Annotated in this window: 13 protein-coding genes; 4 read left to right on the forward strand and 9 right to left on the reverse strand. The window is 70.2% G+C overall.

Annotated features, from left to right (window positions below; translation table 11 throughout):
• The first annotated feature begins 49 nt into the window (after nt 1-49).
• Both rfbA and rfbC read left to right on the forward strand, forming a co-directional pair.
• Entirely contained in the window at nt 50-925 is an 876-nt protein-coding gene (rfbA, locus tag ACLWS4_RS07160) for a glucose-1-phosphate thymidylyltransferase RfbA (RefSeq protein WP_049649034.1), read from the forward strand.
• Nucleotides 922-1,521, forward strand: coding sequence for a dTDP-4-dehydrorhamnose 3,5-epimerase (gene rfbC / locus ACLWS4_RS07165; protein WP_049649033.1), 600 nt, complete (start codon nt 922-924; stop codon nt 1,519-1,521). Before rfbA ends, rfbC begins: the two co-directional genes overlap by 4 nt.
• 85 nt (nt 1,522-1,606) lie before the next feature.
• Here the strand turns inward: rfbC and ACLWS4_RS07170 are convergent, their stop codons facing one another.
• The 9 genes from ACLWS4_RS07170 to ACLWS4_RS07210 form a co-directional block, all read right to left on the reverse strand.
• Nucleotides 1,607-2,056 carry a GtrA family protein gene (locus ACLWS4_RS07170; protein ID WP_416873597.1) on the reverse strand — a complete coding sequence of 150 codons (450 nt, stop codon included), beginning with the start codon at nt 2,054-2,056 and terminating at the stop codon, nt 1,607-1,609.
• Nucleotides 2,053-3,015 (reverse strand): glycosyltransferase family 2 protein, encoded by a 963-nt coding sequence (locus ACLWS4_RS07175; protein WP_049649032.1) that lies wholly within the window; start codon nt 3,013-3,015, stop codon nt 2,053-2,055. Before ACLWS4_RS07175 ends, ACLWS4_RS07170 begins: the two co-directional genes overlap by 4 nt.
• A 188-nt stretch (nt 3,016-3,203) precedes the next feature.
• Complete coding sequence (gene tuf, locus ACLWS4_RS07180) at nt 3,204-4,397, reverse strand: elongation factor Tu (RefSeq protein WP_049649031.1); 1,194 nt, start codon at nt 4,395-4,397, stop codon at nt 3,204-3,206.
• Nucleotides 4,398-4,597: 200 nt separating this feature from the next.
• Nucleotides 4,598-6,703: an elongation factor G gene (fusA, locus tag ACLWS4_RS07185; protein WP_049649030.1), complete on the reverse strand. Its 2,106-nt coding sequence runs from the start codon at nt 6,701-6,703 to the stop codon at nt 4,598-4,600.
• Between the two features lie 39 nt (nt 6,704-6,742).
• Nucleotides 6,743-7,213, reverse strand: coding sequence for a 30S ribosomal protein S7 (gene rpsG, locus ACLWS4_RS07190; RefSeq protein ID WP_030055803.1), 471 nt, complete (start codon nt 7,211-7,213; stop codon nt 6,743-6,745).
• Nucleotides 7,214-7,215: 2 nt separating this feature from the next.
• Nucleotides 7,216-7,587: a 30S ribosomal protein S12 gene (gene rpsL / locus ACLWS4_RS07195; RefSeq protein WP_014144289.1), complete on the reverse strand. Its 372-nt coding sequence runs from the start codon at nt 7,585-7,587 to the stop codon at nt 7,216-7,218.
• A gap of 377 nt (nt 7,588-7,964) precedes the next feature.
• Nucleotides 7,965-9,566: a DUF2142 domain-containing protein gene (locus ACLWS4_RS07200; protein WP_049649029.1), complete on the reverse strand. Its 1,602-nt coding sequence runs from the start codon at nt 9,564-9,566 to the stop codon at nt 7,965-7,967.
• Nucleotides 9,567-9,613: 47 nt separating this feature from the next.
• Nucleotides 9,614-11,302 carry a hypothetical protein gene (locus tag ACLWS4_RS07205; RefSeq protein WP_049649028.1) on the reverse strand — a complete coding sequence of 563 codons (1,689 nt, stop codon included), beginning with the start codon at nt 11,300-11,302 and terminating at the stop codon, nt 9,614-9,616.
• Nucleotides 11,303-11,488: 186 nt separating this feature from the next.
• The gene (locus ACLWS4_RS07210; protein ID WP_375876152.1) at nt 11,489-12,040 is read right to left on the reverse strand and encodes a DUF1707 and DUF4190 domain-containing protein; all 552 of its coding nucleotides are present in this window, start codon (nt 12,038-12,040) and stop codon (nt 11,489-11,491) included.
• Between the two features lie 259 nt (nt 12,041-12,299).
• Here ACLWS4_RS07210 and ACLWS4_RS07215 point away from each other — a divergent pair, with 259 nt between their 5' ends.
• Nucleotides 12,300-13,121: an ABC transporter ATP-binding protein gene (locus ACLWS4_RS07215; protein ID WP_416873598.1), complete on the forward strand. Its 822-nt coding sequence runs from the start codon at nt 12,300-12,302 to the stop codon at nt 13,119-13,121.
• Nucleotides 13,122-13,132: 11 nt separating this feature from the next.
• Nucleotides 13,133-14,731 (forward strand): transporter, encoded by a 1,599-nt coding sequence (locus ACLWS4_RS07220; RefSeq protein WP_375876151.1) that lies wholly within the window; start codon nt 13,133-13,135, stop codon nt 14,729-14,731.
• Nucleotides 14,732-14,766 lie beyond the last annotated feature (35 nt).

Genomic DNA, 14,766 nt, shown 5'->3' on the forward strand with positions numbered 1-14,766 from the left:
CTCCGACCCGGCCCCTCCCGCGTTCACCGATCTCGAATAGGGTGCTCCCATGCGTGGAATCCTCCTGGCCGGCGGCACCGGCTCGCGGCTGTGGCCCCTGACCCGTGCGGTGTCGAAGCAGCTCCTCCCGGTCTTCGACAAGCCGATGATCTACTACCCCCTCTCGACCCTCGTGATGGCCGGGATAAGCGAAATCCTGATCATCACCACCCCGAACGACCGGGACCAGTTCGAACGGCTGCTGGGCGACGGTTCCCAGTTCGGCCTGAAGCTGCAGTACGCCGTCCAGGAGAAGCCCGAGGGCATCGCCCAGGCCTTCGTGCTCGGCGCGGACTTCATCGGCGACGAGCCGGTGGCCCTGATCCTCGGCGACAACATCTTCCACGGCACCGGCCTGGGCACCTCGCTCACCGAGCACTCCGACATCAAGGGCGGCCGGGTCTTCGCCTACCCCGTGGCCGACCCGACCGCGTACGGCGTGGTCGAGTTCGACGAGAGCGGCCAGGTCATCTCCATCGAGGAGAAGCCGACCGAGCCCAAGTCCCGCTACGCCGTCCCCGGCCTGTACTTCTACGACAACCGGGTCGTCGAGATCGCCCGCACCCTGGAGCCGAGCGCCCGCGGCGAGCTGGAGATCACCGCCGTCAACGACGCCTACCTGCGCACCGGCGACCTGCACGTGACGACCCTCGACCGCGGCACCGCCTGGCTGGACACCGGCACGTTCGTGTCGATGGTCCAGGCCTCGGAGTTCGTCCGGGTCATCGAGGAGCGCCAGGGCTTCAAGATCGGCTGCATCGAGGAGGCCGTCTGGCGGGCCGGGCTGATCGACGACGCCCAGCTGCGCGAGCTCGCCGAGCCGCTGCTGAAGAGCGGCTACGGCCAGTACCTGGTGGACCTGCTCGACGAGGCGGCCGCCAAGTGAAGTTCCGCGAGCTCTCCATCGAGGGCGCCTTCGAGATCACCCCGCAGGTGCACGGCGACGCCCGCGGCCACTTCACCGAGTGGTACCGCTTCGACCTCCTCGCCGAGGTCGTCGGCCACCCGCTGGACCTGGCCCAGGCCAACCTGTCGCTGTCCGCCAAGGACGTCGTCCGCGGCATCCACTTCGCCGACGTCCCGCCCGGCCAGGCCAAGTACGTGGCCTGCACCCGCGGCGCGGTGCTGGACGTCATCGTCGACCTGCGGGTCGGCTCGCCGTCCTTCGGCAAGTGGGAGTTCGTCCGGCTGGACGACACCGAGCGCACGGCCGTCTACATCCCGGAGGGCCTCGGCCACGGCTTCTGCGCCCTGAGCGACGACGCCACGCTGACCTACCTCTGCTCGGCGACGTACAACCCGACCGGCGAGCACGGCGTGCACCCGCTGGACCCGGACCTCGGCATCGAGTGGCCGACCGACGCCCCGCAGCTCTCGGCCCGTGACGCGGTCGCGCCCACCCTCGCGGAGGCGCTCGCCACCGGCCTGCTGCCGGACTACCAGGCCTGCAAGGCCTACACGGACTCGCTGAAGCAGCAGTAACGGCGGAGCCCGACCCACGGAGGGGACGCGTGCAGCGGCACGCGTCCCCTCCGTCGTCGTACCGGCCGCCGGCCGCGCGCCGGGCTCAGCTCCTCCGGAAGACCCACAGCTTGAGCAGCACGAACCGGGCCACCGTGGCGAGGCCGTTGGCCGCCACCAGCCCGGCCACCTCGACCACCCGGGAGGCGTGCGGCAGCGCCGCGTCCAGCAGCGCCAGCGCGCCGCTGCTGAGGCCCAGCCCGATCAGGAACGCGACCGCGCCCTGGAGCTGGTGGCGCACCGCGCCGTCCGAGCCGGTGATGCCGAAGGTGAAGCGGCGGTTCGCCGCGGTGTTGGCCACCGCGCTGACCGCCAGGGCCACCAGGTTGGCCGTCTGCGAGGAGGCGACCAGCCGCAGCAGGACGAACAGGGCCAGGTAGAAGAGGGTGCTCAGCACCCCGATGACCAGGAAGGACGGCAGCTGCCGGCGGACCGGCCGGGCCGCCCCGGCGGGCTCGTCGCGCTCGCCCCGGTCCGCGGAGAGGGTCTCGTTCACGCGCCCGTACCGTACCGGTCCTGCTCCTCGGCGGAGTCGTAGCCGACGAAGTACGCGGGCCGGGCCTGGACCGCCGAGTAGATCCGGCCGACGTACTCGCCGAGCAGGCCGACGCAGACCAGCTGCACGGCGCCGATGAAGAGCATCCCTATGAACAGCGAGGACCAGCCGGGCACGGTGGAGCCGACGGCGTACGCGACCGTGGTGTAGATCGCCAGCAGGAGGCAGACCAGGAAGCTGAACAGCCCCAGCCAGGTGGCCAGCCGCAGCGGGGCGGCGGAGAAGTTGGTGACGCTGTCCAGCGCGAGCCGGAGCATCTTCGAGAGCGGGTAGTGGGTGCTGCCCGCGACCCGCTCCTCGCGCACGTAGACCACCTCGCCGCTGGGGAAGCCCAGCCACGGCACCAGCAGCCGGTAGACCGGCTGGTGCTCGGGCATCGCCTTGAGCGCGTCCACCGCCGCCCGGCTGAGCAGCCGGAAGTCGCCGGCCTGGTTGGGCATCCGCTTGCCGACCAGCTTGCGCATCAGCCAGTAGTAGCCGCCGGCGGTGTGCCGCTTGAAGAAGGTGTCGGTGCCGCGGTCGCCGCGCACGCCGTAGACGATGTCCAGGTGCTGCTCGCGGGCGAGCTCCAGCATCTCGGGGATCTTCTCCGGCGGGTCCTGGAGGTCGGCGTCGATGGAGACCACGTAGTCGCCGTGGGCGCGGTGGATGCCGGCGGTGAGGGCGGCCTGGTGCCCGGAGTTGCGGGCGAAGCGGACGATGCGGAACTCCGGCCAGTCCTGGCGGATCTTCTGCATCAGCACCGGGGTGACGTCGGTGCTGCCGTCGTCCACCCCGACCACCTCGTAGGCCACGTCGAGCCCGTCGAGGATCGGCCGCAGCCGTTCGACGGTCAGCGGGAGCGCCTCCTGCTCGTTGTAGATCGGCATCACGACCGACAACAGCGGTGCCGTTGACATGCGTTGGTCCCACTTTCCGCGACGGCGGGCTGGATGGTGGCCCGACCATAACAGTCTGCGATGAGCGGCCGCTGAAAGGCGGTGCGCTCCGGTGAACTGCCCATGAGACGCCGAAGGGCCCCGCGCACCGTGCGGTGCGCGGGGCCCTTCGGACGAGCCTGTACGAGGCAGGCAGGTCAGATCGTCAATTACTTGATGATCTTGGTGACCTGGCCGGCGCCGACGGTGCGGCCACCCTCACGGATGGCGAACTTCAGGCCCTCCTCCATGGCGATCGGCTGGATCAGCGCGACCGTCATGGCGGTGTTGTCGCCCGGCATGACCATCTCGGTGCCCTCGGGGAGGGTCACGACGCCGGTCACGTCCGTGGTACGGAAGTAGAACTGCGGGCGGTAGTTGTTGAAGAAGGGGGTGTGACGGCCACCCTCGTCCTTCGACAGGATGTACGACTGGGCCTCGAAGTCGGTGTGCGGCGTGACCGAACCCGGCTTGATGATGACCTGGCCGCGCTCGACGTCCTCGCGCTTGATGCCACGGAGCAGCAGACCGACGTTCTCACCGGCCTGGCCCTCGTCGAGCAGCTTGCGGAACATCTCGATGCCGGTGACCGTGGTGGTGGTCTTGGTCTCCTTGATGCCGATGATGTCGACAGTCTCGTTGACCTTGAGGATGCCGCGCTCGATGCGACCGGTGACGACGGTGCCACGACCGGTGATCGTGAAGACGTCCTCGATCGGCATCAGGAACGGCTGGTCCACGGCGCGGGCCGGGGTCGGGATGCTCTCGTCGACAGCCTTCATCAGGCCGAGGAGCTTCTGGCCCCACTCGGCGTCGCCCTCGAGGGCCTTCAGCGCGGAGACGCGGACGACCGGCAGGTCGTCGCCCGGGAACTCGTACTCGGAGAGCAGCTCACGGACCTCGAGCTCGACGAGCTCCAGGATCTCCTCGTCGTCCACCATGTCGGCCTTGTTCAGGGCGACAACGATGTACGGAACGCCGACCTGGCGGGCCAGGAGGACGTGCTCCTTGGTCTGCGGCATCGGGCCGTCGGTGGCGGCGACCACCAGGATGGCGCCGTCCATCTGGGCGGCACCGGTGATCATGTTCTTGATGTAGTCGGCGTGACCCGGGCAGTCGACGTGCGCGTAGTGACGGTCCTCGGTCTGGTACTCGACGTGCGCGATCGAGATGGTGATACCGCGCTGACGCTCCTCCGGGGCCTTGTCGATCTGGTCGAACGGCGTGAAGGGGTTCAGGTCCGGGTACGCGTCGTGCAGCACCTTGGTGATGGCCGCGGTCAGCGTGGTCTTGCCGTGGTCGATGTGACCGATGGTGCCGATGTTGACGTGGGGCTTCGTCCGCTCGAACTTCGCCTTCGCCACTGAGTCCTCCTGAGGACAGTTCCTGTACGCCGTGCTGACGCCAGTTGGTCTTTGATCGGTTTTGGTGCGGGTTGCCCGGAGGACATCCCGTGCCGTCCCGCTGGTGGGGGGGCCGGAGGCTCCCGGGAGGATCCGACCGGATCCTCCCGAGACGCCTCCGAATAGCCTAAGGCTTCGCAATCGTCCCGATTATCGGGACGTCACTCGCCCTTGGCCTTGGCGATGATGTCGTCCGCCACGTTCTTCGGAACCTCGGCGTACGAGTCGAACTGCATCGAGTAGCTCGCGCGACCAGAGGTCTTGCTGCGCAGGTCACCGACGTAGCCGAACATCTCGGAGAGGGGCACCAGCGCCGTGACGACGCGGGCACCGTGACGCTCGTCCATGGACCGGATCTGGCCACGGCGAGAGTTGATGTCGCCGATCACGTCGCCCATGTAGTCCTCGGGCGTGGTGACCTCGACGGCCATCATCGGCTCGAGGAGGACCGGCTTGGCCTTCCTCGCGCCTTCCTTGAAGGCCATCGAGCCGGCGATCTTGAACGCGAGCTCGGAGGAGTCGACGTCGTGCGACTGGCCGTCCAGCAGGCTCACGCGGACACCCTGCAGCGGGTAGCCGGCGAGGATGCCGAACTCCATGGCCTCCTGGCAACCGGCGTCGACCGACGGGATGTACTCCCGCGGAACGCGGCCACCGGTGACCTTGTTGACGAACTCGTAGCCCTCGGCCTGCTCGAGCGGCTCGATCGCGATCTGCACCTTGGCGAACTGACCGGAACCACCGGTCTGCTTCTTGTGGGTGTAGTCGATGCGCTCGACCGCCTGGCGGATGGTCTCGCGGTACGCGACCTGCGGCTTGCCGACGTTGGCCTCGACCTTGAACTCACGGCGCATACGGTCGACCAGCACCTCGAGGTGCAGCTCGCCCATACCCGCGATGATGGTCTGGCCGGTCTCCTCGTCCGTGTTGACCTGGAAGGACGGGTCCTCCTCGGCGAGACGCTGGATGGCAACACCCAGCTTCTCCTGGTCACCCTTGGACTTGGGCTCGATCGCGACGCGGATGACCGGGGCCGGGAAGTCCATGGACTCCAGGATGACCGGGTTCTTCTCGTCGGACAGCGTCTCACCGGTGGTGGTCTGCTTCAGGCCCATGACGGCGATGATGTCGCCGGCGCCCACCGAGTCGATCTCCTCACGCTTGTTCGCGTGCATGCGGTAGATCTTGCCGATGCGCTCCTTCTTGCCCTTGACGGCGTTCAGCACCGAGGTGCCGGACTCCAGGCGGCCCGAGTAGACCCGGACGAAGGTGAGCTTGCCGAGGTGCGGGTCCGACATGATCTTGAACGCGAGCGCGGCGAGCGGCTCGTCGTCCGAGGCCTTGCGGGAGATCTTGACGCTGTCGTCGCCCGGCTTGGTGCCCTCGATGGACTCGATGTCCAGCGGGGACGGCAGGTACTTGACGACCGCGTCGAGCAGGGGCTGAACGCCCTTGTTCTTGAAGGCGGTACCGCAGAAGATCGGGGTGAAGTCCGAGTTCAGGGTGCCCTTGCGGATCGCGGCCTGCAGCAGCTCGACCGGGATCTCCTCGCCCTCGAGGGCGAGCTCCATGATCTCGTCGCTGACGTTCGAGACCGTGTCGATGAGCGCCTCGCGGTACTCGTCGGCCTGCTCCTGCAGCTCGGCCGGGATGTCGACGATGTCGTACATCTCGCCCTTGGCGGCCTCGGCGGACCAGACCAGCGCCTTCATGCGGACCAGGTCGACAACGCCCTGGAAGTCCGACTCGGCACCGATCGGGAGCTGCATGACCAGCGGGGTGGCGCCGAGGCGGTCCACGATGGTCTTGACGCAGAAGAAGAAGTTCGCGCCCGTGCGGTCCAGCTTGTTGATGAAGCAGATGCGCGGGACGCCGTAGCGGTCAGCCTGCCGCCACACGGTCTCGGACTGGGGCTCGACACCGGCGACACCGTCGAACACCGTCACGGCACCGTCGAGGACGCGCAGCGAACGCTCCACCTCGACGGTGAAGTCGACGTGACCCGGGGTGTCGATGATGTTGATGGTGTGGTCGGCGTCGTCGACCGTCCAGTGACAGGTCGTCGCGGCCGACGTGATCGTGATGCCGCGCTCCTGCTCCTGCTCCATCCAGTCCATGGTGGCAGCGCCATCGTGGACCTCACCGATCTTGTACGACACACCGGTGTAGAACAGGATCCGCTCGGTGGTGGTGGTCTTGCCCGCGTCGATGTGCGCCATGATCCCGATGTTGCGGACCTTGGCGAGGTCAAGGGAGGTTGCAGCCATTGTGGCTCGTTCTCTCTCTGTCTAGTGACGGGGTACGGACTACCAGCGGTAGTGCGCGAAGGCCTTGTTGGACTCGGCCATCTTGTGGGTGTCCTCGCGACGCTTCACGGAAGCGCCCAGGCCGTTGCTGGCGTCGAGGATCTCGTTCATCAGGCGCTCGGTCATGGTCTTCTCGCGACGGGCGCGGGAGTACCCGACCATCCAGCGCAGCGCCAGGGTGCTGGCGCGGCCCGGACGGACCTCGACCGGAACCTGGTAGGTCGCGCCACCGACACGGCGGGACTTGACCTCGAGGGCCGGCTTGACGTTCTCCAGCGCGCGCTTCAGCGTCACGACGGGGTCCGAGCCGGTCTTCTCACGGACGCCCTCGAGGGCGCCGTAGACGATCCGCTCAGCGGTGGAACGCTTGCCGTGCAGCAGGATCTTGTTGACCAGCTGGGTGACGACCGGGGAGCCGTAAACCGGGTCGATGATGACCGGGCGCTTCGGGGCGGGGCCCTTACGAGGCATTCTTACTTCTCCTTCTTGGCGCCGTAGCGGCTGCGAGCCTGCTTGCGGTTCTTGACACCCTGGGTGTCAAGCGAACCGCGGATGATCTTGTAGCGGACACCAGGAAGGTCCTTCACACGACCACCGCGCACCAGCACGATGGAGTGCTCCTGCAGGTTGTGGCCCTCGCCCGGGATGTAAGCGGTGACCTCGATCCCGCTGGTGAGGCGCACACGGGCGACCTTGCGGAGAGCCGAGTTCGGCTTCTTCGGGGTGGTCGTGTACACACGCGTGCAGACCCCACGGCGCTGCGGGGAACCCTTCAGCGCGGGAGTCTTGTTCTTCTCGACCTTGTCCTGCCGGCCCTTTCGGACCAGCTGCTGGATCGTAGGCACCGTTTCTCCGTTTTCTGTGTGCCAAGGCTTGGTGGAACTAACCTGCGGTGTCTCCCCTCACACACGGCCCCGTGGTCGACCCACGCGGTCGGGTGTGTTGGGCTTGTTACGACACGGAATCCCATGGCTGCTGTACAGCGACGGCGCTCTACGCGCGGGACGCTGGGAAGCGCTCCGGCTCGGCGCGGCGACCGGTGTGCATGCACGCACAAGGACCCGGGGACACCCCAGGCACAAGGTCAGAGCGTACCTAGCGCATCGGGCTCGGTCAAAACAAATGCAACGCCGCAGGTCGCGGGGCCGGCACCGGAAGCGGCCCGGGAACCGGGCCGGGGCGGGGCTCCCTACCACAACCGGGCAGCCCCCGCACCGCGACCCTACGCCTCCGCGTGGGCCCCGGCGAGCCGGGGCGGATCCTGCGCGGCACCGCCGTCGGCCGCCCCGGCCGACTGCGGCAGCGGACGGTCCCGGTTGTCCGACACCGCCGCGAACAGCCCCAGCGCGAGCGCGGCCAGGGTGTACACGGCCAGCCACAGCATCCAGGTGCCGGGCGGGGACCAGTGCGCCGGGTTGATCAGCAGCGGGCCGGTGCTGCCGACCGTGTTGCGGCGCAGCGCCCAGAGGAAGGCCGCGGCGTTGACCAGGGACAGCGAGAAGCCGGAGATCACCAGCAGCCGGCGCCAGGCGAAGCCGCCCCAGGGCAGCCGCTCGTGGCAGATCGCGGCGCACAGGATCGGCAGCCCGACGGCGAACGGCAGCAGGTAGCGGCCCTGCCAGATCATGCCCAGCTGGCGCGCCTGCATGGCCTGAGCCGCTATCGGTATCACCACGATGCCGACCATCACCCCGACGATCGCCAGGGCGTCCCGGAACCGGGCGTAGCACAGCGCGAACATCGCCAGGGCGAGCACCACCCCGCACCAGACCAGCAGCGTCGCGGCCGGCGCCTCGGCGTCCAGCCAGCCGAAGTAGCCGATCATCTGCTTCATGTACAGCAGGCCGAAGTCGAAGGTCTTCCGGGCCGCGGCCAGCGGGGTGAGGTCGCTCGGGGTGTTGATGATCGAGTTGTCCGGGTGGCTCGACGACCAGGCCAGGGCCGCGACGGCGGACGCGGCGCCCAGGCCGCCCCAGAGCCAGGTCACCTTGCGGCGGACCACTTCCCGCACCGCGCCCTTCTGGCTCAGCAGCAGCGCGAAGAACAGGGCCCCGGCGAACCAGATCATGCCCAGCGGGCGGATGCTGATCAGCACCAGCGCGCCGATGCCCAGCCGGGCCAGCCGACGGTTCAGCAGGTGCGGGTCCGGGTTCATCAGCATCGGCAGCCCGGCGCTCCAGACCAGGATGCCCGCCGCGATCTCCGGACCGCTCGGGTTGACCATGCCGAACAGGAACAGCGCCATCGGCGTGGCCGCGGTGACCGTGCCCAGCAGGGTGAAGGACCGCCGCCGCCACTCGGCCGCCGAGACCACCGCGCTCGCCACCAGGGCGGAGCAGATCAGCGCCGACATCAGGCGCATCAGGTAGAAGCCCTTCGCCCCCGGGACCAGGAGGCTGGGCCAGCCCACCGCGAAGTAGTACGCCGGGTGGTAGCGGCCGGCCGCGGTGGTCACCAGGGCCTCGCCCGGCCGGTCGATGAGCCGCGGCGCGCAGGAGGCCGGGGTCTCGGGCTTGAAGACGTAGCAGGAGTTGACGTCCTTGAGCTCCTGGTAGATCCGCGGGAGCTCGACCCCGGTCTCGGCGAACTGGCCCTCGATGCCGCCCACCAGGTGCGGGACCATGACCTCGCGGCCCTCGACCTGCCCCCGGGCGACGGCCGCTGCCCGGATGAGGTGGGCGTGCTCGTCCGGCGAGGCGCCGATCGGGGTGGCGATCGACCAGGACGCACTCAGGGCGAACAGGATCGCGAAAGCCACTGCCCACAGACGCCTCGGCGAGGAGACGAGCCGGTCGGCGAGGCTCTTGACGGCGGTGATCATCATCAGGATTGGGCCTTCGGGGTCAGTTCGGGCTCATGGGCGGGAACTGGTTACTTGATCATGCTGAGCCATGACTGGTCACCGGTCTTGGAGCAGTGCCCACCCGGCGCGAACTTCGGGCAGGTGCCGTCGAGGTTCTGCACGGTGTGCGACACCCACGGCAGGATGCGGTAGGTGTTCTCCTTGGCCGGCAGGTAGCGGTCCGACATCGACGACGAGACCGTACCGAACAGGAAGAGGAGAGCGAACAGCGTACCGACGACGGCCGCCTGCGGGCCCGGCAGGGGCGTTCCGGCGAGTCCCCCGGTCCCGGCGGCCTCCCCGGTCCCGTCGGCCCCCGCGACCCGGCGGTGCTCGGCCAGCCGGAGCGACACCAGGTGGACCAGCAGGGCGCACAGCAGCAGGCCGCAGTACAGCAGCTGGTTGTTGGTCCGGGTGTAGAGCTGGACCGTCTGCGTCTCGTACATGTGCGAGGCGATGTACATCCGCATCACCCAGGCGCTCGCGAACATGCAGCTGATGGTGACGACCACCGGCTTGCGGATGCCCAGCCAGAGGGCGGCGCCCAGTGCGACGAACATCACCACGGCGAACAGGTCCATGCCGCCGAACTCGCCGGGGATCGGCCAGTCCCCCACCTTGCCCGGCATGTCCGTGCGCCACATCAGGAAGTACGCCGGGTCGGTGAAGTTGTCGAAGCGGAAGTTGGGGTCCTTGGTGTCCTGGCCGTCGGTCAGCATGGTCACCAGGTAGCTGCCGCAGACCAGCAGGAACGCGCCCACGGTGGCGGCCAGGTAGACCAGGCCCTTGAGCCGGCTGTCACGCCAGGGGAAGTACGCCAGCGCCGCGACCACCACGCCGATGGCGCTCCACAGGAACCACCCGGAGTAGGTGAGGAACAGCAGGCCCAGCAGCGCGCCGAAGCCGGCCGCCTTCAGCAGCAGCAGCCGCCAGCCGTCCGTCCCGCTCCGGCGCAGGTGCACCACCACGGCGACCAGGACGGGCACCAGGACGACCAGCACGGTCTGGCTGTACGGCTTGTAGGCGTCGATCAGGGCGAAGGCCGGCAGCACGCCGAAGGCGAGCGCCCGGACCGGGCTGAGCAGCATCCGCCACGACAGGTAGACCAGCGGGCCGAACGCGGCGGCGCCGAGGATCTGCAGGTCCTTGAAGGCGTACGCGGTGTTGCCGCCGCGGAACCACTCGGCGTAGTAGCCCAGGGTGTAGAGCGGCGCCGGCGGGTAGACCGCCGAGCCCGAGGGCTGGCCGTTCGCCAGGGCGTGGGCCCACTCGACGATGCGCCCGCTGTCGCCGTTCAGGCCGAACATCGGCCAGGGCGTGCCGAGCAGCGCCATCACCGCGCCGGCCGCCACGAAGCCGCTGGCGAGGCCCGCGATGGCGGCCGCGGAGAACCGGGCCACCAGGCCGAAGTGCCGGCCCGAGCGGAAGCGCATCGCGAGCACGACCGCGCCGAGCAGGAGGAAGCCGATGACCGCGAACCGCAGCTGCAGCGCGGCGAGACCGCTCACCTGGGCGATCCGGTCCAGCGGGTCCATGTGGAACTTGCTCGCCATCACGGGGAGCACCAGTGCGGCCAGGAAGGCGATCAGGGCCTCACCCGCGAGCAGTGCCGGGGCCGACGTCCAGAGCCGAGCCGCGGAGCGGCGCGCGGATCCCGGGATCAGCGGACGCCCTCCGATCGGCGGGATCCTGGAGGCCTCTTGGGCACTGACTGTCACTGGTAACGGTCCTCAGCTCGTGGTCGCTCGCTCGGCCCGCCCCACCCTTCGGCGTCGGCCGGTGACGGAGACCGTACTGCTTCCGGGCGCACGGCGGCAGCCCCGGGCATCATAGGTCCTACGCCTGAGGAAGACCCCATCGGGAAGATGGACGAACCGCCCCCGGGCCGCCCGGGCGGGCCCGCCTCAGGCGATGCCGATCAGGATCATCAGGGTCCAGAACGCGCAGCCCAGGTAGCCGATGACCAGGCCGAGGACGGCCGCCCAGTCGCCGTCCATGTTGCGGCGGCGGATCTCCGCGCGGGCGATGTGGCCGGTGACCACGGCGGGGGCGGAGAGGCCGACCAGGCCGGCCACCAGGGAGACCACGGCGAGCACGTTGGTCTGGCGGGCCTGGGGCGGCGGCGGGACCGGCATGAAGGTGGCCGGAACGGGCGTGGCCGCGGTGGGCGGCGGCGCCGTCATCGGCCCCGAGGGCAGGTCGGCCACCAGCACGGCCAGCTGGCCGTAGGTCTGCGCGGCGGCCACCGCCTCGTGGCGCTGCTCGTACTCCTGGACGGTGAGCCGCCCCTCGGCGAACGCGGCCTTGAGCACGTCCAGCGTGCGGTCCCGGTCCGCGTGGCCCGCCCGCATCGCGGCCTGCGACGCCACCGCGGGCGCGGGCGCCGGCTGCCAGCCACCCGCCGGCCTGCCGGGCGGATAGCCGGAACCAGGCTCGCCCCATGGTTGTACGGACATCCGCCACCTCCCGGTAGCGCGGCACCCCCGCGCACGTCACTGCTCCCTCATAGTGCAGGACGAACAGCCGAACTGAGTAGTTGCCAAATCGGCCCAGTAGTCGCCCGGACGAGGAAAACGGGCGGCGTGCCTCACCCGTTCGGCGGACACTCTCAGGGGATGCTCAACTCGGGCGACAGCCGGTCCGCACGGTGACAGGCTGAGCCCGGAGAGACCCGCACCACGACGACGTCCACCACCACGAGCAGAGAAGGCCGCCATGCAGGCGTCAGCGCCGCCGTCCCCCGACCTCTCCGGGCCGGGAACCCCGTCCGCCGTCAGCATCCGGGGGCTCTGGAAGCACTTCGGCCCCCAGGCCGCGGTGGCCGGGCTGAGCCTGGAGCTGCCGGCCGGGGCGTTCATCGGCCTGGTCGGGCCGAACGGTGCCGGCAAGACCACCACGCTGTCGATGGTCACCGGGCTGCTCCGGCCCGACCAGGGCACCGTCCTGGTGCACGGCGCCGACGTGTGGGCGGACCCGGTCACGGTCAAGGCCCGGATCGGCATCCTGCCCGAGGGCCTGCGGATGTTCGAGCGGCTCAGCGGGCGCGAGCTGCTCCAGTACACCGGGCGGCTGCGCGGTCTGCCCGGCGCCGAGGTGGACCGGCGGGCCGAGGAGCTGCTGGCCGTCCTGGACCTCGGCCGGGACGCCGACAAGCTGGTCGCCGACTACTCCACCGGCATGCGCAAGAAGATCGGCCTGGCCGCCGCGCTGCTGCACAACCCGGACGTGCTGTTCCTGGACGAGCCCTTCGAGGGCGTCGACCCGGTCTCCGCCCAGACCATCCGCGGCGTGCTCAAGCGGTACGCCGCGGCCGGCTCCACGGTGATCTTCTCCAGCCACGTGATGGAACTGGTCGAGCAGCTCTGCGACTGGGTCGCGGTGGTCAACGCCGGGCAGGTGATAGCCCAGGGGCCGCTGGACTCCGTCCGGGGCGGGCGCAGCCTGCACGAGGCCTTCCTGGAGCTGATCGGCGTCCGCGAGGACGACGGGCAGGCGCTCGGCTGGCTCGGCGGCGGGCAGGCCGGGGGCACCCTGTGAACAATGCCCCGGTGCCCGACGGGCGGACGGTGGTCCGTGCCCTGGTGGCGCTCAAGCTGCGGCTGCTGCGCAACGGGCTGCGGCGCAGCCCCGGCCGGACCACCGTCTACGTGATCGGCGGCGTCGCGGGCCTGGCCCTCGCGGCCGGCGTCGCCGTCGCCATGACCGCGCTGAACGGGCGCTACGCGGGCTCCGGGGACGCCGGGGTGATGCTGCTCGGCGTGCTGACCCTGAGCTGGGCCGCGCTGCCGCTGTTCCTCTTCTCCAGCGACGAGAGCGCCGACCCGACCCGGCTGACCATGCTGCCGCTGCGCCCCGGCCCGCTGCTGCGCGGCACCCTGCTGGCCGCGCTGATCGGACCGGGGCCGCTGGTCAGCCTGGTGCTGGTGACCGCCGCGGTGCTGGCCGGCGCGACCGGCGGCGCCTCGGCCGCGGTCGCGGTGCTCGGCGTGCCGCTCGCGCTGCTCTGCCTGGTCACGCTCTCCCGGGCGGTCGCGGCGGGCAACGCCCGGATGCTCTCCAGCCGGCGCGGCAAGGACTTCGCGATCTTCGGCGGCCTGGCCTTCGCCCTCCTGGTGCAGGTCGCCAACGTCGGCTCGCAGAGCATCCTCGGCCGCCGGGGCGGACCGATCGACCTCAGCCCGCTCAAGCCGATCGCCTCCGTGCTGCGCTGGATCCCGCCGATCAGCGCGGCGGACGCGCCGCGCACCGCCGGCGAGGGCCGGTACGGGCTGGCGCTGCTCCAGCTCGCCGCGGCCGCCGCGCTGCTGGCGCTGCTGCTGCGCTGGTGGCGGCGGAGCCTGCAGGAGCTGATGGTGACCGCCGACTCCTCCACCCTGGAGGTCGCCCGCGGGGTGCAGGACTCGCGCGGCTGGCGGTTCCTGCCCCAGGGCCGGACCGGCGCGGTGATGCAGCGGCACCTGCGGTACGCCTGGCGCGAGCCGCGGGCCAAGGCGGCGCTGTTCACCAGCATCGGGATGACGCTGGTGATCTGCGTGCTGTCGATGGTCCAGGGCTGGGCGAGCGTCTACCTGCTGGCGATGACCGGGGTGTTCCTCGGGCTGCAGATGCTCAACCTGTTCGGCATGGACGGCTCGGCGTTCTGGATGGTCGCCGCCACCCTGCGCACCCCGGCCGACGCCCGCTCCGAGCTGCGCGGCCGGGCGTACGCGGTGCTGTCGTACGCCGTCCCCGTGACGCTGCTGCTCGGGCTGGTCCTGGCGGCCGTCACCGGCCGGTGGAGCGAGCTGCCGTCCGCGCTCGGCCTGGCGCTGACGCTGCTCGGCTGCGGGATCGCGCTGGGCGCGATGTTCAGCGTCCTGGCGCCGTACACCATGCCGGCCGACAGCAACCCGATGCGCAACGCCGCCCCGGGCCAGGGCGGGCTGATCCTGCTCAACCAGTTCGGCTCGATGCTCGGCGTCGCCCTGCTGGCGCTGCCGGTCGGCGGCTACCTCGCCTGGGCCCTGGTCTCCGACGGCCCGAGCTGGCCGGTGCTGCTGGTCGGCCCGCTGTACGGCGCCCTGGTCGCGGCCCTCGGCGTCCGCCTCGCGGCGGCCCGCCTGCTGGACCGCACCCCGGAGATCCTCGCCAAGGCCGTCGAGCGCTGAGCCCGACGGTGGGCCCGAACCTGAGGCCCGGGCCC

The sequence above is a fragment of the Kitasatospora sp. SC0581 genome, from assembly GCF_048159585.1.
Lineage (GTDB): Bacteria > Actinomycetota > Actinomycetes > Streptomycetales > Streptomycetaceae > Kitasatospora.